This is a genomic window from Micromonospora sp. CPCC 205561 (assembly GCF_036906775.1).
GTDB lineage: Bacteria > Actinomycetota > Actinomycetes > Mycobacteriales > Micromonosporaceae > Micromonospora.
This window is the reverse complement of sequence record NZ_JBAKHV010000008.1, coordinates 56,628-73,519: the sequence shown is the minus strand read 5'-3', so window position 1 is coordinate 73,519 and position 16,892 is coordinate 56,628. Positions and strand designations below refer to the sequence as shown.

Annotated in this window: 19 protein-coding genes; 12 read left to right on the top strand and 7 right to left on the bottom strand. The window is 75.1% G+C overall.

All coding sequences use genetic code 11. The features are described from left to right. Positions 1 to 62 precede the first annotated feature (62 nt). Positions 63 to 1,496, top strand: coding sequence for an aldehyde dehydrogenase family protein (locus tag V6V16_RS07535; RefSeq protein WP_334560836.1), 1,434 nt, complete (start codon positions 63 to 65; stop codon positions 1,494 to 1,496). Positions 1,497 to 1,557: 61 nt separating this feature from the next. Here V6V16_RS07535 and V6V16_RS07530 read toward each other — a convergent pair whose 3' ends face one another. After that, on the bottom strand, positions 1,558 to 1,959 hold the full coding sequence (locus V6V16_RS07530; protein WP_334560835.1) for a ChaB family protein: 402 nt from the start codon (positions 1,957 to 1,959) through the stop codon (positions 1,558 to 1,560). Positions 1,960 to 2,122: 163 nt separating this feature from the next. On the opposite strand from V6V16_RS07530, the gene V6V16_RS07525 reads away from it, so the two are divergent. From V6V16_RS07525 to V6V16_RS07510, 4 genes are all read left to right on the top strand, one after another. Beyond that, positions 2,123 to 3,103: a YihY/virulence factor BrkB family protein gene (locus V6V16_RS07525; protein WP_334560834.1), complete on the top strand. Its 981-nt coding sequence runs from the start codon at positions 2,123 to 2,125 to the stop codon at positions 3,101 to 3,103. 69 nt (positions 3,104 to 3,172) lie between these two features. Continuing rightward, on the top strand, positions 3,173 to 3,589 hold the full coding sequence (locus tag V6V16_RS07520) for a DUF2795 domain-containing protein (protein ID WP_334560832.1): 417 nt from the start codon (positions 3,173 to 3,175) through the stop codon (positions 3,587 to 3,589). A 37-nt stretch (positions 3,590 to 3,626) separates the two neighbouring features. After that, positions 3,627 to 4,088 (top strand): SRPBCC family protein, encoded by a 462-nt coding sequence (locus tag V6V16_RS07515; protein ID WP_334560830.1) that lies wholly within the window; start codon positions 3,627 to 3,629, stop codon positions 4,086 to 4,088. A 99-nt stretch (positions 4,089 to 4,187) separates the two neighbouring features. Beyond that, positions 4,188 to 4,448 carry a hypothetical protein gene (locus V6V16_RS07510; RefSeq protein WP_334560827.1) on the top strand — a complete coding sequence of 87 codons (261 nt, stop codon included), beginning with the start codon at positions 4,188 to 4,190 and terminating at the stop codon, positions 4,446 to 4,448. Positions 4,449 to 4,560: 112 nt separating this feature from the next. On the opposite strand, the gene V6V16_RS07505 is transcribed toward V6V16_RS07510, so the two are convergent. Next, on the bottom strand, positions 4,561 to 5,754 hold the full coding sequence (locus tag V6V16_RS07505; protein ID WP_334560825.1) for an MFS transporter: 1,194 nt from the start codon (positions 5,752 to 5,754) through the stop codon (positions 4,561 to 4,563). 154 nt (positions 5,755 to 5,908) lie between these two features. On the opposite strand from V6V16_RS07505, the gene V6V16_RS07500 reads away from it, so the two are divergent. After that, on the top strand, positions 5,909 to 6,121 hold the full coding sequence (locus V6V16_RS07500; RefSeq protein ID WP_334560823.1) for a hypothetical protein: 213 nt from the start codon (positions 5,909 to 5,911) through the stop codon (positions 6,119 to 6,121). 31 nt (positions 6,122 to 6,152) lie between these two features. Here V6V16_RS07500 and V6V16_RS07495 read toward each other — a convergent pair whose 3' ends face one another. Next, the gene (locus tag V6V16_RS07495; protein WP_334560820.1) at positions 6,153 to 6,716 is read right to left on the bottom strand and encodes a TetR/AcrR family transcriptional regulator; all 564 of its coding nucleotides are present in this window, start codon (positions 6,714 to 6,716) and stop codon (positions 6,153 to 6,155) included. Positions 6,717 to 6,789: 73 nt separating this feature from the next. Between V6V16_RS07495 and V6V16_RS07490 the strand changes: the two genes are divergently transcribed. After that, complete coding sequence (locus V6V16_RS07490) at positions 6,790 to 8,556, top strand: ABC transporter ATP-binding protein (RefSeq protein ID WP_334560818.1); 1,767 nt, start codon at positions 6,790 to 6,792, stop codon at positions 8,554 to 8,556. Here the strand turns inward: V6V16_RS07490 and V6V16_RS07485 are convergent. After that, positions 8,553 to 8,999 carry a hypothetical protein gene (locus V6V16_RS07485; RefSeq protein ID WP_334560815.1) on the bottom strand — a complete coding sequence of 149 codons (447 nt, stop codon included), beginning with the start codon at positions 8,997 to 8,999 and terminating at the stop codon, positions 8,553 to 8,555. The genes V6V16_RS07490 and V6V16_RS07485 overlap by 4 nt on opposite strands. Positions 9,000 to 9,161: 162 nt before the next feature. Between V6V16_RS07485 and V6V16_RS07480 the strand changes: the two genes are divergently transcribed. After that, positions 9,162 to 9,539 carry a DUF6401 family natural product biosynthesis protein gene (locus V6V16_RS07480; RefSeq protein ID WP_334560813.1) on the top strand — a complete coding sequence of 126 codons (378 nt, stop codon included), beginning with the start codon at positions 9,162 to 9,164 and terminating at the stop codon, positions 9,537 to 9,539. Between the two features lie 139 nt (positions 9,540 to 9,678). On the opposite strand, the gene V6V16_RS07475 is transcribed toward V6V16_RS07480, so the two are convergent. After that, entirely contained in the window at positions 9,679 to 10,539 is an 861-nt protein-coding gene (locus tag V6V16_RS07475) for a mechanosensitive ion channel family protein (RefSeq protein WP_334560810.1), read from the bottom strand. Positions 10,540 to 10,727: 188 nt separating this feature from the next. On the opposite strand from V6V16_RS07475, the gene V6V16_RS07470 reads away from it, so the two are divergent. The 3 genes from V6V16_RS07470 (at position 10,728) to V6V16_RS07460 (ending at position 14,968) form a co-directional block, all read left to right on the top strand. Beyond that, complete coding sequence (locus V6V16_RS07470; protein WP_334560808.1) at positions 10,728 to 12,887, top strand: ATP-binding SpoIIE family protein phosphatase; 2,160 nt, start codon at positions 10,728 to 10,730, stop codon at positions 12,885 to 12,887. A 9-nt stretch (positions 12,888 to 12,896) separates the two neighbouring features. Then, positions 12,897 to 13,589: an HAD family hydrolase gene (locus V6V16_RS07465; protein ID WP_334560806.1), complete on the top strand. Its 693-nt coding sequence runs from the start codon at positions 12,897 to 12,899 to the stop codon at positions 13,587 to 13,589. Between the two features lie 89 nt (positions 13,590 to 13,678). Further along, on the top strand, positions 13,679 to 14,968 hold the full coding sequence (locus V6V16_RS07460) for a cation:proton antiporter (protein ID WP_334560804.1): 1,290 nt from the start codon (positions 13,679 to 13,681) through the stop codon (positions 14,966 to 14,968). Between the two features lie 75 nt (positions 14,969 to 15,043). On the opposite strand, the gene V6V16_RS07455 is transcribed toward V6V16_RS07460, so the two are convergent. Beyond that, on the bottom strand, positions 15,044 to 15,979 hold the full coding sequence (locus V6V16_RS07455; RefSeq protein ID WP_334560945.1) for an NAD(P)/FAD-dependent oxidoreductase: 936 nt from the start codon (positions 15,977 to 15,979) through the stop codon (positions 15,044 to 15,046). Between the two features lie 166 nt (positions 15,980 to 16,145). Between V6V16_RS07455 and V6V16_RS07450 the strand changes: the two genes are divergently transcribed. Continuing rightward, positions 16,146 to 16,361, top strand: a complete 216-nt coding sequence (locus V6V16_RS07450) for a DUF3072 domain-containing protein (protein WP_334560801.1) — start codon at positions 16,146 to 16,148, stop codon at positions 16,359 to 16,361. On the opposite strand, the gene V6V16_RS07445 is transcribed toward V6V16_RS07450, so the two are convergent. Beyond that, complete coding sequence (locus V6V16_RS07445; protein ID WP_334560798.1) at positions 16,355 to 16,870, bottom strand: metallophosphoesterase family protein; 516 nt, start codon at positions 16,868 to 16,870, stop codon at positions 16,355 to 16,357. The genes V6V16_RS07450 and V6V16_RS07445 overlap by 7 nt on opposite strands. Positions 16,871 to 16,892 lie beyond the last annotated feature (22 nt).

Here is a 16,892-nt window from a genome sequence, read left to right as displayed (position 1 = left end):
CCTACCCGGCCGGCAACCGGGCGAAACGCGTTTGCCCCGCCGAGGCCGGGGCATCCACTGCCATGTACACGGTTGCGCAGCTCATAGGTGGCGTGTGGGGGGCGGGCGGCGACGGCGGCGAGTTCGTCGTACGCGATCCGGCCGACGACTCCCCGGTCAGCTCGGCGCCGGTCGCGACGGCGGACGAGGTCGGCAAGGCGGTGGCGGCGTCCCGGAACGCCGCCGCCGAGTGGGCGGCGACCGCCCCCGCCGAACGGGCGGCGGCCCTGCACCGGGCGGCGGACGCCGTGGCGGCGGTGGCCGACGACCTGGCCCGCACGACGACGGCCGAGATGGGCAAGCCCCTGGCGGACGCCCGGGGCGGCGTGGACGCGGGTGTCGGCACGCTGCGGCAGTACGCCGAGCTCGCTCCCGTGCGCGGCGGGCGGACCCTGCACGGCGACCCCCACGCCCTCGACTTCATGGTGCCGCAGCCGCGCGGGGTGGTGGCCGCGATCACCCCGTGGAACGATCCCGTGGCGGTCTCCTGCGGGCTGCTCGGCGCGGCGTTGGTGACCGGCAACGTGGTGCTCCACAAGCCGAGCGAACGCGCCCCCGCGACCGGCTGGCTGCTGGCGAAGGCGCTCGACTCCGCGTTGCCGCCGGGGGTGCTGACGCTGCTCACCGGGGGCCCCGAGGTCGGCGCGGCGCTCGCCGCCCAGGAGGTGGACGTCGTCGCACACGTCGGCTCGACCGGCACCGGGCGGGCCATTGCCGCCGCGGCGGCGCGGACCGGGGCGAAGGTGCTGCTGGAGAACGGCGGCAGCGACCCGCTCGTCGTGGACGGCGACGTCGACCCGGTCTGGGCAGCCGGGCAGGCGGCCGTCGGGGCGTTCGCCAACGCGGGGCAGCTCTGCGTCGCGGTCGAGCGGATCTACGTGCACCGCGACGTCGCGGAGGACTTCACGCGGGCATTGGTCGAGCGGGCCGGGCTGCTGCGGGTGGGCCCGGGCGGTGACCCGCGTACGGAGTTGGGGCCGCTGGTGGACCGGCGGCACCGCGACCACGTGCACGGGCAGGTGACCGCGGCGGTGGCCCAGGGGGCCCGGATCCGGGCCGGCGGCACGCTGCCCGACGGCCCGGGGGCGTTCTACCCGGCGACCGTGCTGAGCGACTGCCGGCACGACATGACGGTGGTACGGGAGGAGACGTTCGGGCCGGTCGCCGCGATCGTCGTGGTCGACTCGTTCTCGGAGGCGCTGCGGTGCGCCGCCGACTCCCCGTACGGGCTGGCCGCGACGGTGCTGACCGGCTCGATGAGCCACGCCCAGCGCGCCTGGCGGGAACTGCCGGTGGGCACCGTGAAGGTCAACGCCGTGTTCGGCGGGGCGCCGGGCGGCGCCGCCCAACCGCGCCGCGGCAGCGGGCACGGCTTCGGCTACGGCCCGGAGCTGCTCGACGAGTTCACCGCGACGAAGGCGGTCCACATCGAGGCGCCGGGCGGCGGCCACTGGTGACGTACGCGCAGGGGCTGTCCGCGCGCGGACAGCCCCTGCGGCGCGTACCCGCTGGGGGGGCTCAGCGACCGCGGGCCCTGGCGGTCTGGCGGTTGTTCGCCTTCTCGATGGCCTTGACCAGTTCCGGCTTGGTCATGGTGGAGCGGCCCGGGACGTCCAGCTTGCGAGCCAGCTTCATCAGGTGGTCCTTGGTGGCGTTGGCGTCCACGCCGCCGGCCGTGGGTGCCCGGCGTTCCGGTCCGCCCCCCGCCGCCTGCCGGTCGCTCGGCCCCTTGCGGCCCTTCGGCTCCCAGTGGTCGCCCACCTTCTCGAACCCGTGCTTGACGGCGGCGAAGGCGGCGCGGTGCGCCCGCTCCCCCTCGCCGTACGTCTCCACGGCCGAGTCGTGCGTCTTCTCCCAGGTGCGCTGCGCCTTCTTCGGGGAGCGTCGCAACGTGCTGGGCAGTACCTCGCGCCCGGGCATCTCGTCCTCCTCCGCGTCGATGGGATCGTGTTGACCGTTCCCCCGCGCCCGGGCCGCAAACCGGGACGCCGGGTTTGTCGATTTCCGCCCGGGGGTACCGGCGGGCCAGGCGAAGCCGGATGCGCCGGGATCATCCGGCGGCCGGGGGCACAGGGAGCGGGCCATGACCACCACGGAGCCCGACGCGGCGCTGGCCGCACAGCGGCGGCTGCGGATGCCCCGCCGGGTACGGCAGCTGAGCTGGCGGACCTGGCGCGGCGTGCTGACGCGCAGCGTGCGCAACTTCGTCAAGGACAACTGCGCGGACTGGGCCGCCGCGCTGACCTACTACGGGGTGCTCGCGCTCTTCCCCTCCACCATCGTGGTGGTCGCCCTGGTAGGGCTGGTCTCCAAGGGCGAGCAGACCGTCGACACCGTGCTGGACCTGGCGCGGGACATGGGTGCCGGCTCGGTGGTGGCCAACGAGGGCTTCGTCGGCGTGGTCCGCAACGTGGTCGACCAGAACGACTCGGCGAGCGTGCTGCTGAGCTTCGGTCTGCTGGGCGCGCTCTGGTCGGCCTCCGGCTTCATCGGGGCGTTCACCCGCGCCTCCAACGCCGTCTACGGGGTCGAGGAGGGGCGGCCGGTCTGGAAGCTGCGGCCGATGCAGATCGGCCTGGCGGCCGTCTCGCTGGTGCTGCTCGCGATCGTCGCCACCGGGCTGATCGTCAGCGGGCCGGTCACCGACTTCGTGGGCGACCTGCTGAACGCCGGAGGGCTGGCCCGCACGGTGTGGAGCATCGCCAAGTGGCCCGTGCTCGCGCTGATCATGATGGTGCTGCTGAGCATGCTGTTCTGGATCGCGCCGAACATCCAGCAGCCGCGCTTCCGCTGGCTCACCCCGGGCGGGGCGGTCGCCCTGCTCGCCTGGGGCCTCGCCTCCTTCGGCTTCGGCCTCTACGTCGCCAACTTCGGCTCGTACGACGCCACCTACGGCAGCCTCGGCGCGGTGATCGCCTTCCTGGTCTGGCTCTACCTGTCCAACTCGGCGCTGATGCTGGGCGTGCAGATCAACGCGGAGCTGCAACGGGGCCGGGCGTTGCAGGCCGGCGAGCCGGACCCGCGGGAGCCGGTCCTGCCGCCGAAGACGCCGGCGGCCACCTGACCCGCGGGTTTACCCGCGCGCCGCCGGCCCGCCCGTTTACCGCCGGTGCCACCGGGTAGCGCAGAAGGCATGGAACGTGGCAGCAGCAAGCACGGACCGAGGGTCGACGAGCAGATGAGCCGGGAGGTCAGCGGCCTCGTGCAGGGGCCGGGGACCGGCGGCTCGCGGGTCGACGAGTCCCGTGTGCCGGAGCCGGCGGGTGAGGACCAGCCGGAGGCGACGACGGCACCGGCCGGCGAACTGCGTACGGGCGCGCCCAAGGGGATGAGTTCCGAGGACGTCGAGCGACGCAGCCGGCTCGGGCGGTTCATCACGATGACCGCCCTGCCCGGCGACCGGGAGGCGCTCATCGCCAACGCCCGGGAGAACGAGGCGCCGGCGGACATCGTCGCCGACCTGGGACGGCTGCCCGAGGGCACCCGGTACCAGACGATCTCCGAGGTATGGGCGGCGCTCGGCCACAAGAACGAGACGACCCGCTGGTGACCGGCTCCCCGCGCCGGCGGACAAGGGAGGATGCCTGATGAGTGGCGTTACCGAGCACGTGGACGTCGCCGTACCCGTGCGCACCGCGTACGACCAGTGGACCCAGTTCGAGGACTTCCCCCAGTTCATGGAGGGGGTCCAGGAGGTCCGGCAGCTGACGGACACGATGACGCACTGGACGGTCGAGATCGCCGGGGTGAAGCGCGAGTTCGACGCCGAGATCACCGAGCAGCTCCCGGACGAACGCGTCGCCTGGCGCTCGACGGGCGGCACCCAGCAGGCCGGCGTCGTGACCTTCCACCGGCTGGACCAGGACAACACCCGGGTCACCCTGCAGCTGGAGTTCGAGCCGCACGGCGTGGTCGAGCAGGCCGGCGACAAGCTGGGCATCGTCGACCGGCGCGCGAAGGGCGACCTGGAGCGGTTCAAGCAGTTCATCGAGCGGCGCGGTCAGGAGACGGGCGCCTGGCGCGGCAAGGTCGACCGCCCGCAGCCCTGACCCGTCCCGCGCGGGTACGCACTCGAAGCCACGACGGCCGCCGGTTCCCCCGGCGGCCGTCGTCGTTTGCGCCCCGCGCGCCCGGGTACCGCCTGTCTCATGACGGACGAGGAAAAGGTGTGGCGGGACGAGGAGCGTACGCCGCTGCGGGAGTTGGACCGGGCGGTGGCGCGGTCGACGCTGGACGGCCAGTCGGACGACGTGACGGGTAACGACGCCGGCGAGGAGGCCGCCTTCGGGCACGGACCGGAGGCGGCCGACCGCGGCGGGCAGCCCGCCGGAGAGGGGCGGGAGGCGACCGATCCGGACCGGGCGTACCGGCCCTCCACCACCGGCCGGGTCGGGCCGGACACGATGTGAGCCGTGCGCCCGGCGCGCCGGTCCACCCGGATCGCGCGCCGGGCCGCCGGGGTTGCGGCGGCTGCCCGGGCGCCCGGCGCGGTCCCGGGAGCCCGGACCGGAGCCGGAGACCTCAGCCGGCAGCGGGAGCCGCCGGTCGGCGGGCGCCGGCCGCGTACAGCGCGATCAACGCCAGCGAGAGTACGACCAGCGACGGCCCGAGCAGCTCGACGGAGGTGTTGCCGAGCAGCACCCCGACCCCGGCCGGCACCAGCGCGGCGCCCAGCCCGGCCGCGCCGATCTGGAGCCCGATGGTCCGGTCCGCGTGCGCCGCCCCGACCCGCTCGACGGTGGTGAGGGTGAGCAGCGGGAAGACCGGGGCCGCGGCGAAGCCGACGACGAACAGCCCGGCCACGGCCACCCAGGCCGGCGCGGGCAACGCGACCAGGAGCGCGCCGACGGCCATCCCCGCCAGGCTGCCGCGCAGCACCACCGCCGCGCCCAGCCGCTCGGCGACCAGGCCCTGCACCACCCGCCCGACGAAGAGGCTCCCCCAGTAGCCCGAGACGCAGACACCGGCGACGGCGGCACCGAGGCCGCGTCCCTCGGTCAGCAGCAGGAACGCCCAGAGGCCGGCGGCCACCTCGACGGCCACGTAGACGGCGAAGGCCAGCACGCCGAGCCAGACCGCCGGCAGGCGCAGCGTCTCGCGTACCGGGGCGGCCGGCGGGGCGGCGGCGTCGGTGCGGGCCCCCTTACCGGGGACGCGGTCCCGCCAGGCCCGCACGGTCAGCGCGAACGCGACGGCCAGGGCGAGCTGGGCCACCGCCACCAGGCCGTACCCCCAGCGCCAGGAGAGGCCGACGCCGAGGGCACCGGTCATGATCAGCGGCCCGAGCGCCACGCCGAGGCCGAAGAACGCGTGCATCCAGTTCATGTGCCGGGGGCCGAAGGCGCCCGCCGCGTACGCGTTCAGCCCGGAGTCGATCGCCCCGGAGCCGAGCCCGAGCACCAGGGCGCAGCCCACCATCAGGGCGAGCCCGGGGGTGAGGGCGTACCCGGTGAGGGCGACGCTGGCCAGCAGCGTGCTGCCGGCGAGCAGCCGGCCGACGCCGAGCCGGGCCAGCGTGAAGCCGGCCGCCACGCTGGAGGTGAGGTAACCGGCGGTCCCGGCGGTCAGCACCAGGCCGACCGCCTCGGTGGGCACGTCGAAGTCCGCCCGGATCGAGGGCCAGCCGACCCCGAGCAGGCCGTCGGGCAGGCCGAGACTGACGAAGGCGAGGTAGGCCAGCAGGAGCAGTGCGGGGCGGGGCGCGGGGATCGACACGGAGGATCATCCTGCCCGCGCCCGGGCGCGGCGCCACCGGACCACCTCCGTCGGGACGGAAATCACGGCCCGGACGGTCGAGAAAACGGACAGCTCATCCAGAATCGGCCGTTCGGCTGACGGCAAGGGCCGGGTCGCGCGCAAGACTTTCGGGATGCATCAGGGCTCCGGCATCCTCTCCACGCGTCAGCGCCGCCTGGCATGGCTCGGCTTTCTCCTCGCCGCCCTCCAGGCCCCCGTCTCCGCCAAGCTGGTCTCCGACGACTCCTGGCTGTTCAGCCTCTGCGTGGCGCTGATGGTGGCGACCGTGATCATCGCCGACGACGCGGCGCGCCGCCGCCCGGCGGACGCCCGCTCGATGGAGTAGCCCGCGGCCCGACGTGCGGCGCGGGGCGCCCCTAGCCCGGCTTGACGGCGATCGCGCCGTCGACCGTGCGCAGGATCAGGCGGAGCACCTCGTGCCGCGAGGCGCCGGTCTCGGCGAGGTAGGCCCAGCCGGCGTAGAGCTGCGACCAGATCAGGCTCTGCACCCACTCCACCGGCAGTTGCGGGTCGATGCTGCCGTCGCGGTGGCCGCGCTCGACCATCGCGGTGAAACTCGGATCGCACCCGCCGCCGGGTGTGCCGGCACCGGTCTCCGGCTCCGTGAAGATCAGCGAGAGCAGGCTGCCGAGGTCGAAGTACTCCTGGCAGAGCCGGTGCACGGCCGACGCGCCGGTGCCCTCGGCCGTCCGCGCCTGGGCGGTCGCGCGGTCGAGCCGGGCGCCGGCCTCCGTACCGACCGCGGCCAGCAGGTCGGCGCGCTCGGCGAAGTAGCGGTGCAGCGTCGTACGCCCCACGTCGGCGGCGGCGGCGATGTCGCCGAGGGAGGCGGCGGGGTTGCGCCCGAGCACCTCGATCGCCGCGTCGACGATGGCCTGGCGGGTCCGTGCCCGGCTGCCGGACACCTGCGCATCGGTCACGCCGTGAGGATAGCAACAGCTCGTTTCGGTATATCGATTGACTGTAACGGAACACCGTTGTGCCATTAGGGGCATGCATCCTCCCTCTCCGACGCTTCCCCGGCTCCGTACGCTCGTCTCCTTCCTCCTGCCGCACCGGCGGAGCATGCTCCTCGGCCTCGCGTTGGGGCTCGCCGCCAGCGCGGCCGGGCTCGCGACGCCGATGGTGACCAAGTGGGTCCTGGACACGCTCGGCACCGGCGAGTCGATGGCCCGCCCGATCGGTGTCCTGCTGGCGCTCGTCGTCGCCGGCGCGGCGATCACGCTGTGGCAGTGGCGGCTGCTCGGGGCGCTGGCCGAACACGTCGTGCTCGACGCGCGGGCCGCGACCGTCCGGCACTACTTCCGGGCCCGCGTCGGCGACCTGCAACGGCGGCCCGCCGGCGAGCTGGTCACCCGGGCCACCTCCGACACCCAGCTGCTGCGCGAGGCGTCCGGCAGCATCGTCGGGCTGGTCAACGCCGGCATCGCCCTGGTCGGCACGCTCGTGCTGATGGGGGTCCTCGACCTGTTCCTGCTCGGCTGCACGATCGTGGCCGTGCTGGTGGTCGCGGCGGTGATGGGTGCGCTCATGCCCCGCATCGCGGCGGCGCAGGCCGCCGCGCAGGAGTCGACGGGCACGCTGGGCGGCGCCCTGGAGGGGGCGCTGCGCGCGATCCGGACGGTCAAGGCCAGCCGGGCGGAGGCTCGCCTGACCGAGCGGATCCTCGCCGACGCGCGGCAGGCGGCGGCGCACAGCGTACGGGCGGCGCGGGTGACGGCCTCGGTCTGGACGATCGCCTGGACGGGGATCCAGCTCGCGGTGATCGCGATCCTGGCCATCGGCGCCTGGCGGGCCCAGCGGGACCTGCTGGAGATCTCCAGCCTGATCGCGTTCCTGCTGTACGCGTTCCAGCTGATGGGGCCGATCGGCGAGCTGACCCAGAACACGACGGCGTTGCAGGCCGGGATCGCCGCCGCCGGGCGGATCCGCGAGGTCGAGACCATCCCCACCGAACCGTCGGGACCCGCCGTGGCGGCGCCCCCGCGTACGCCCGGGCCGGAACGACCCGTGCTCGTCTTCCGCGGCGTCACGGCCCGGTACGGGCCGGACGCCCCCGCCGCGCTGCGCGACATCGACCTGGCCATCCCCCGACGCGGGCACACCGCCATCGTGGGCCCGTCGGGGGCGGGCAAGACCACGATGTTCTCGCTGATCCTGCGCTTCCTCGAGCCCGAACGGGGGGAGCTGCTGCTCGACGGTCGCCCGTACGCGGCCTGCGGGCACGACGAGGTGCGGTCCCGGCTCGCGTACGTCGAACAGGAGACGCCGGTGGTGCCCGGCACCATCCGCGACAACCTGCGGTTCACCCACCCCGACGCCACCGAGGAGGAGATCCGGGAGGTGCTGCGTGCCGTCCGGCTCGACGACAAGGTCGACTCCCTGCCGGACGGGCTGGACACCTCTCTGTCGTCGACCGAGGTCTCCGGCGGGCAGCGCCAACGCATCGCGCTGGCGCGCGCCATGCTGCGCACCCCCGACGTCCTGCTGCTCGACGAGGCGACCGCGCAGGTCGACGGGCTGACCGAGGCGGCGTTGCAGGAGTGCGTCCGGCAGCGCGCGGCGGTCGGCGCCGTGCTGACCATCGCGCACCGGCTCTCCACGGTGCTCGACGCCGACCGGATCGTGGTGCTGGAGCACGGTCGGATCCGGGCCCAGGGCACCCACGCGGAGCTGGTGGCCGGCGACGACCTGTACCGCCGCCTGGTGGAGTCGCTGCGCATCGCCGCCGCCCAGGAGCAGGCCGCGCCCGTGGGCTAGGCCACGCCGGGGCGCGCCTCGTGGCCGGGGCGGCCCCGGCTGCGGCGCCGCTCCTTCATCTCCGCCTCGTAGAGGTGCCGGCGACCGTCGACCAGTTCCTCCCGGGCGCTCCGGTCCAGGTCGCGGAAGAGCGCGTAGTAGCCGTCGTCGAAGTCCTCGACGATCTGGAACGTCCAGCGGCCCGCGATCACGTTGCGGCCCAGCAGCTCGGTGTCGATGCGGTCGGCGATGCCGTCGTGCCCGGCGGCGCGGAACATCTCCACGGCGTCGTCGAGCATCAGGTCGGCGTGCCCCACCAGCTGGTGCAGCGAGTAGAGGTGGCCGCGGACCCGCTCGACGCACTCCAGCGCCTCGCTGAGCTTGCCGAGGGCCGCCACCGTCTCGTCGCTGACCCCGGCCGGCCTGCGGTGCCGCTCGTCCGGCCCGTCCTCGTGTCGTCCCATCCGTTCCTCCAGGTGTCGCCGCTGCCCGTACGGGCGGTTCTCCTCCTGCCCAGCCCGGGTCGGATCAATCCCCGGCGGGGCGACTGACCGATCGGGGGAGGGCCAAAAACCCGCCGAGTGGCCGAGGTCGACCGGGGTGCGGGCCGGATAGCCTCGGTCACCATGCGTGTGCCGTTCAACCGGGTCGAGGCCCGTACCGCCGCCAGCTCGGCGCGAGCCACCCTCGCCCTCCTCTCCTCCTCGGTCGGCGTCGAGGGGCTGGCCGCCGCCGCCGCGCGTCCGGGCCTGCTCGCCCTGGTCGACCAGCACGCCGCGGCGGTGCGGGAGAGCCTGGACGGCGACCGTCGGCCGCTGAGCGCCGCCGCGCTCGCCGGCTACGCGGAGGGCGTCCGCGAGGCCGCGCTGGAGCACGGCTGGCAGCCGCCCGCCGCGCCGGTGGACTGGTCCGCCCCGGACTGGCTGCTCGCCCGGCTGCTCGCGGTCTGCGCACTGAACCGCTCGCTCGGCGCGCCCGCGCCCGCCCCGCTCCCCCGGATCTGACGGCGACCGTCCGGGCCCGCCACCCGCGGCCCCCGGCACCGCCGGATCCGCGCGGAGCGGCCCGGCGCCCCGCCGCGCCGAGACGCCGGAGGGGCGCCCGCCACGCTCGCGGACACCCCTCCGACGGCTCGACGGCCGGTCAGCGACGGAACTGCTGGGTCTCGTCGCTCGCGTTCCCCGCCTGGTAGCCGCCCCGCCCGCCGGACATCGTCGATTCCTGCGGGATGACCTGGGTGCGTTCGGCCCCCGTCCGGTCGGCCATCTGCCGGCCGACGTCGCCCTGACCGGCCTCCCGGGCCCGGCGGTGCTCCTGCACCGCCCGCGACTCCTCGGCCATCCGGTTGAGCCAGCCGTCCCAGCGGTTCTGCATCGGCTTCACCAGACCGCCGCCGACGCCGACGATCAGGATGCCGGCCACCGTGGCGAGCACCGCGATCAGCACCGGCGTGGTCACCGTCGTGGCGATGCCCACCTGGTTCAGCGCGGCGATCACGCCCAGCGCGATGATGAAGACCGCGACCAGGTCGGCCAGGATCTTGCCGTACGAGAGCCCGCCCAGCGCCCCGGTGACCAGATCCCGGACGGCGTTGGCGATCGCGGCGGCCACGACGACGATGACGATCGCCACGAACGCCCGTGGCAGCCAGGCGACCACGCCGCCGATCAGGTCACTGATCGCGTTGGGTCCCCACACCCCGAAGGCGAACTGCAGGGTGAACAGCAGTACGGCGTAGTACGCCAACTTCGCCAGGATGTCACTCGCGTCGTACTTCGTGCGTTCCAGCGCGCGCTTGACGCCGCCGCGTTCCACCGCCTTGTCGAAGTTGAGGCGTTCGAGCACCGTGTCCACGATCTTGAGCACGGCTCTGGCGATGAGCCACCCGACCACGAGAATCGCGATGAACGCGATGGCCCGCGGTACGAAGAGCAGCACCGACCTCCACATGTCGGCCACGGCGTCGCCGATGTCGACCTGCCTGACCGCGAGGGTTTCCGGCATGATGTCCCTCCTGTCGCATGGATTGCGCCGCGCGCTTACCCCGTGCTCGACGCCGCACGCCGCGCCGGTCCCGCCGTTTTTCCCGACAAGTCCCCGCAGACCGGCCCTGAACTGCCGGAACGGTCGACTCCGACGGCGCGCGGGGCATGATCGGAACGGCCCGTGGGTGCTCGGGCTAGGCTGCGGTCATGCCAGGAACGGTCGGACGGGTCCCCAACCCACCAGCCCCGGTCTCGGGCGCACCCTCCCCGTCGGGCACGGCCGGCAGCCTCGCGCGCCACGACTGGGCCGGCACCCGGCTGGGGCCGTGGCGCGAGTGGGACCCGGCGGTGCGGGCGGCCGCCGAGCTGCTCCTCGCCTCGCCCGTACCGATGGCCCTCACCCTCGGCGACGACCACCTGCTGGTCTACAACGACGCCTTCGCGGAGCTGATCGGCGACCGGCACCCCGAGGCGGCGGGCCGACCGGCCGCCGAGGTGTTCGGGGAGGACTGGCGGCTGCCCGGGGTGGGCGACGCCGTCGAGCACACCTACCGCTCCGGCGAGCCGCTCCTGGAGAAGGAGAGCACCCTCCCGCTGCACCGCCGCCCCGGCCCGGTCGAGCAGTCGGTCTTCACCCGGGGTTACTCCCCCGTGCGGGACAGCGCCGGGCGGATCGCCGGGGTGCTCACGGTCGCCGCCGAGACCACCCAGGTCACCCAGCAGTTGCAGAGCCTGGGCGACTTCGCCGCGGCGCTCGCCGGCACCCTCACCCTGGACGACGTGGCCCGGGTCGCGCTGCGCCACGCGATCACCGCGTTCGACGCCGACCGGGTCGCGTTCGCCGTCGACGAGGGCGGCGGCGGCTGGCGGATGGTCCGGCGCATCCGCGGCGAGCTGATGGACGAGGCCGACGAGCGGCTCCCCCCGCTGTGGCGGCGCATCGCCCCGGACGGGGAGGGGCCGATGGTGACGGCCGCCCGCGGCGGTACGCCCCTCTACGTCGACGACGGCCAGCCGCTGCGGGGCATCGCGGTCGACCGGCACGACCAGAAGATCCGGGCGCTCGCCGCGGTGCCGCTGCGGGCCTCGGTGGTGCGGGGCGGCCTGACCGTCGGCTACCAGAGCCCGCACGCCTGGTCGGCGGCGCGGCGCGCGTTGCTGGCGGCCACCGCCGAGCTGGTCGGTCAGGCCGCCGAGCGGGCCCGTCGGTTCGAGACCCAGCACGGCACGGCCCAGCTGCTGCAACGCAGCATGCTGCCGGAGCACCTGCCCGACCTGCCCCGGATGCGGCTCGCCGCCCGCTACGACCCGGGCGTCGACGGCAACGCCGCCGGCGGGGACTTCTACGACGCCTTCCTGCTGCCCGACGGCGGCCTGGGCATCGTGCTCGGCGACGTCGCCGGCCACGACGTGCAGGCAGCGGCCCGGATGGGCCAGGTCCGCGCCGCGCTGCGGGCGTTGGCGCTGAGCGACCCGCGCCCGGACGCCGTGCTGGCCGGGCTGGACCGGCTGGTCACCAGCCTGGGCGCCGAGGGCGACACCCACGAGCTCTTCGTGACGGTCGTCTTCGGCGTCGTCGACGCCGACCGGCAGCTGCTCACCCTGGCCAGCGCCGGTCACCCCGCGCCGCTGATCCGTCGCTGCGCCCCGGGCGGGGAGCCGGTCGCCGAGTACCTCGACGTGCCGGCGGGTGCCCCGCTGGGCCTGGGCTGCCGGCCGCCCACCGTCACGGTGCGCTTCGCCCCGGGCGACACGCTGCTGCTGTTCAGCGACGGCGTGGTGGAGCGCCGCTGGCAGGGGCTGACGGCCGGCCTGGACGCGCTGGCCGGCGCCGTCGCCACGGCGGGCAGCGGCGACCCCCGCGCGCTCTGCGCGGTGGCCACCGCGGCGGTGCCCGGCGCCACGGAGGACGACGTCGCCGTGCTGGCGGTGGAGCACGCGCTGCGGCCGAGCCGGTCGGCGAGCATGGAGGTGCCGGCCGAGCCGACCGCGCCGAGCCGGGTGCGGCACTGGATGACCGGGCAGCTCACCGAGTGGCAGGTGGCGGAGTCGGTCATCGGCGCGGCGGTGCTCTGCACCAGCGAGCTGACCACCAACGCGCTGCTGCACGCGGGCACCGCCGCCCGGGTGGAGATCGACCTCAGCGCCGAGCGGCTGCTGGTGTCGGTTGCCGACTCGGGCACCCGGGGCACCGTCACCCGCGCGCAGACCGACACGCTGAGCAGCCGGGGCCGGGGCCTCGGCCTGATCGAGGAGCTGAGCGACGCCTGGGGCACGGACCCGACCGTGCGCGGCTCGACCGTCTGGTTCGAGATCCTGATCCCGCCCGCGGCGAACGGTGGCGTCAGTCCCGCCCGCACGGGGTAGGAAGGCGGTATGGCCGAAGAAAAGCCCGCCGGTGTCCTCTTCGACGTCGACGGCACCCTCGTGGACACCACGTACCTGCACACCGTGAGCTGGTGGGAGGCGCTGCGTCAGACCGACCGCCCGGTGCCGATGGCGACGATCCACCGCGCCATCGGGATGGGCTCGGACAAGCTGCTCGACCACCTGCTCGGCCCCGAGCGCGACCGGGGCGCGGACGGCAGGCTCCGGCACGCCCACGACACCCTCTTCGCCGAGTACTGGGACCGGCTGGTGCCGCTGCCCCGCGCCGCCGACCTGCTGCGCGCCTGCGCGGAGCGGGGGCTGCGGGTGGCGCTCGCCACCTCCGCCGCCGAGCACGAGGTGGCCGCGCTGCGCCGCGCGCTGGCCGCCGACGACGTGATCCACACCGTCACCTGCGCCGCCGACGCGAAGGAGAGCAAGCCCTCGCCGGACATCCTGATCGCCGCGCTGGAAGAGTCCGGCCTCGCCGCCGAGCGGGTGGTGTTCGTCGGCGACTCGGTCTGGGACGTGGCCGCCGCCGGCAAGCTGGACATCCCCTGCGTGGGGCTGACCTGCGGCGGGACCAGCCGCGGCGAGTTGGCCGGGGCCGGCGCGGTGGCCGTGTACGAGGACCCCGCGGCGCTGCTCGCCGCCCTCGCCGACTCGCCGATCGCCGCCGCGCGGCGATCGGGCCGGATCTGATCGGCCGGACAGGAATACGAGAAGTCTTCCGGGGGCAAGGACTTGCACCACCTGCCCGCACGCCGTGGGCGTGGCGGAGAGGTGGGGTCGTGGAGCCGGTAGACGTGGCGTTCGCGGTGGTCGGTCTTGGCGCGTTGCTGGCAGGCATCCTGCCCCGGGTGCTCGAACGCCGCCCCCTGTCCATGCCGATCGCCTTCCTCGGCCTCGGCATGCTGGTCTTCCTCCTGCCCCTCGGGCTGCCGAGCCCCGATCCGCTCGTCCATCGGGACGCCGCCACCCACCTCACCGAGGTCGGGGTCATCGTCGCCCTGATGGGCGCCGGCTTGAAGATCGACCGGCCGTTGAGCTGGGCGCGCTGGTCGTCGACGTGGCGGCTGCTGGCCATCGCCATGCCGGTCTGCATCGCGGCGGTGGCGTTGCTCGGCTGGTGGTGGGCCGGCCTGGTACCGGCAGCCGCCCTGCTGCTCGGGGCGGCCCTCGCCCCCACCGATCCGGTGCTCGCCGCCGACGTGCAGGTCGGCGAGCCCACCGACGTCGAGGACTCCGAGGACGAGGTCCGCTTCGCGCTGACGTCCGAGGCCGGCCTGAACGACGGGCTGGCCTTCCCCTTCGTGTACGCCGCCATCGCCATCGCCACCACCAGCCTGGCCCCCGGCGACTGGCTGGGCCGCTGGCTCGGCGTGGACGTGCTCTGGAAGGTCGGCGCCGGGGTGGCCGGCGGGTGGCTGATCGGCTGGCTGCTCGGCAAGCTCTTCTTCCGGGCCCCGAGCCAGCTGCGGCTGGCCCGCCACTCCGAGGGCTTCCTCGCGCTGGCCGCGACCTTCCTGGCGTACGGGCTGGTGGAGGTCGTCGGCGGGTACGGCTTCCTGGCGGTCTTCGTGGCCGCCCGGGCGATCCGGGCCGCCGAGCGCACCCACGAGTTCCACGCCGTGCTGCACGACTTCGCCGAGCAGGTAGAGCGGCTGCTCACCGTGCTGCTGCTGCTGCTCTTCGGCGGCGCGGTGGTGGGCGGTCTGCTGGGCCCGCTGACCTGGCCGGCCGCCGCGGTCGGGCTGGCGCTGGTCTTCGTCGTACGCCCGCTGGTCGGCTGGCTGTCGCTGCGCGGCGCGCCGGGCCGACCGGCCGAGCACTGGGTGATCTCCTTCTTCGGCATCCGCGGCGTCGGCTCGTTCTACTACCTGGCGTACGCGACGACCAAGGCCGACTTTCCCCAGGCGGACCTGATCTGGGCGACCGTCGGCCTGGTGGTGATCGTCTCGGTGGTGCTGCACGGCATCGCGGCGACCCCGGTCATGCAGCTGCTCGACCGCGCGGGCGAACGCACCGCCGACCCGTCCGAGCGGGGCCGGGCCGGCGAACCCGTCGCTGCCGGCGGCTGACCGCCCCGCCCACGCCCCGCCGGCCGGGGGGCGGGGACCCGGGGCGGGCGCGGCCCCGGCAGGGCGGGCCGGAGGTCAGCCCAGCCGGGCGACGAGGGCCCGGCCGAGATCCCGGCCGGAGAGCCAGGCGCCCTGCACCCGGGGCTCGCCGAAGGCGTCGCCGGCCAGCCCGACGCCGTCGGCGTCCAGGTGGTAGGCCCCGCCCGGACCGGCGAGCGGCCGCGCGTACGTCCAGCGGTGCACGTGCGTGTGTACCGCCGGTTCGGGGAGCCCGAGCAGGTCCCGGACGGCCTCCTCGATCGCCGGCCCGGCCCCGCTGGGCTGCGCGAGGTGGCCGGCGGCGAACTCGGGCGTGGTGTGCGCGACCAGCACCGGCGCGTCGTCGCCCCGCCGGTCGCCGTCGTCGCAGACCAGGCGCAGCAGCGGGTGGTCGTTGACGAACGCGCCCCGGAAGGCGGCCCACCGGCGCTGCGGGAAGCGCAGCACCCCGGCCAGCGACGGCGACCAGCGCTGGGCCTGCGTGGCCCGGGTGGCGGCGGCCAGCGCCGGGTCGAGCAGCAGCGCCGCCTGGGGCCCCGGCATCGCCAGCGCCACCGCCTCGCAGGGCTCCCCGTCGACCACCGGCCCCGGCTCGACACCGAGCACGAGCCGGTTCACCGTCACCGGCAGCTCCCGGGCGAGGTGCTCCACCAGCGACCGCAGGCCCCGGGGCGCCGCCCAGCGCATCGGGCCCGGCACCTCGCGCCGGCCGTCGGCGCCGTACGCCACGAAGGTGTCGGTCCACTCGCGGGCCAGGCCGGCCGACCGCCACTGCCCGACCACCTCGGCGAAGCCGGGGTCGCTGACGGTGAAGTACGCGGCGCCGGTGTCGGCGGGCCGACCGTCGAAGCGTCGGCTGGCCATCCGGCCGCCGGGCACCCGGGCGCGCTCGCGGACCTGCACCGGTATGCCGGCGCGGGCCAGCTCCGCCGCGCACGCCACCCCGGCGACGCCCGCGCCGACCACGACCACACCCGCCCGGTCCGTCGTTCCCATCCGGTGATCGTATGCGGTGCCGGGGTCGCCGGGACTCCTCCGGCGACACCCGCGCGCCCGCGTCGCGGAACACGCCGGAGATCCGCATGGATCGGCGCCGTCCGGGGTATTGGCACGTCTGTTCGAGGGAAGGTAGGAGACCATGACGGACCACACCGACAACCAGGCCGACGCGCGGGGCGCCATCAAGGACCCGGACGAGTGGGTCACCGGCGAGGAGCCGCCGACCGCCGCCCAGGAGTCCTACCTGGCCACGCTGGCCCGCGAGGCCGGCGAGGAGCTGCCGGAGGGCCTGACGAAGGCCGAGGCGTCCAAGCGGATCGACCAGCTCCAGGAGGAGACCGGCCGCGGTCAGTGACCGGACGGGCGGCGCGGTGGCAGGCGGTGCAGCTCGACCTCGTCGAGCCGGCCCGCCGCCACCCGCGCCGTCAGGTAGGTCGAGTAGGGCTGCGCCCGGCGGTCGGTCGGCGAGCCCGGGTTGAGCAGTCGCGGCCCGCCGGGGGCGACCGTGTCCCAGGGAATGTGCGAGTGGCCGAAGACCAGCACGTCGGCGTCGGGGAAGCGGGCCGCGCAGCGGCTCTCCCGGCCCGCCCGCGGCCCGGTCTCGTGCACCACGGCGAACCGCAGCCCTCCGAGTTCCACCCGGGCGACCTCGGGCAGCCGGGCGCGCAGCGCCGGCCCGTCGTTGTTGCCGTACACCCCGATCAGCCGCCGGGCCCGCGCGGTCAGGGCGTCCAGCAGCGCCTCGTCGACCCAGTCGCCCGCGTGCAGCACCACGTCGGCGGCGTCGACCGCCGCCCAGAGCCGCTCCGGCAGGTCCTTGGCCCGCTTCGGCACGTGGGTGTCGGCGGTGATCACCAGGCGCATCCCCCCATTCTTCCCGACTTCG

Coding starts and splice junctions, on each gene's coding strand:
- V6V16_RS07535 (WP_334560836.1), top strand. CDS start 63: ATGTACACGGTTGCGCAGCTCATAGGTGGCGTGTGGGGGGCGGGCGGC.
- V6V16_RS07530 (WP_334560835.1), bottom strand. CDS start 1,959: ATGCCCGGGCGCGAGGTACTGCCCAGCACGTTGCGACGCTCCCCGAAG.
- V6V16_RS07525 (WP_334560834.1), top strand. CDS start 2,123: ATGACCACCACGGAGCCCGACGCGGCGCTGGCCGCACAGCGGCGGCTG.
- V6V16_RS07520 (WP_334560832.1), top strand. CDS start 3,173: ATGGAACGTGGCAGCAGCAAGCACGGACCGAGGGTCGACGAGCAGATG.
- V6V16_RS07515 (WP_334560830.1), top strand. CDS start 3,627: ATGAGTGGCGTTACCGAGCACGTGGACGTCGCCGTACCCGTGCGCACC.
- V6V16_RS07510 (WP_334560827.1), top strand. CDS start 4,188: ATGACGGACGAGGAAAAGGTGTGGCGGGACGAGGAGCGTACGCCGCTG.
- V6V16_RS07500 (WP_334560823.1), top strand. CDS start 5,909: ATGCATCAGGGCTCCGGCATCCTCTCCACGCGTCAGCGCCGCCTGGCA.
- V6V16_RS07490 (WP_334560818.1), top strand. CDS start 6,790: ATGCATCCTCCCTCTCCGACGCTTCCCCGGCTCCGTACGCTCGTCTCC.
- V6V16_RS07485 (WP_334560815.1), bottom strand. CDS start 8,999: ATGGGACGACACGAGGACGGGCCGGACGAGCGGCACCGCAGGCCGGCC.
- V6V16_RS07480 (WP_334560813.1), top strand. CDS start 9,162: ATGCGTGTGCCGTTCAACCGGGTCGAGGCCCGTACCGCCGCCAGCTCG.
- V6V16_RS07475 (WP_334560810.1), bottom strand. CDS start 10,539: ATGCCGGAAACCCTCGCGGTCAGGCAGGTCGACATCGGCGACGCCGTG.
- V6V16_RS07470 (WP_334560808.1), top strand. CDS start 10,728: ATGCCAGGAACGGTCGGACGGGTCCCCAACCCACCAGCCCCGGTCTCG.
- V6V16_RS07465 (WP_334560806.1), top strand. CDS start 12,897: ATGGCCGAAGAAAAGCCCGCCGGTGTCCTCTTCGACGTCGACGGCACC.
- V6V16_RS07450 (WP_334560801.1), top strand. CDS start 16,146: ATGACGGACCACACCGACAACCAGGCCGACGCGCGGGGCGCCATCAAG.
- V6V16_RS07445 (WP_334560798.1), bottom strand. CDS start 16,870: ATGCGCCTGGTGATCACCGCCGACACCCACGTGCCGAAGCGGGCCAAG.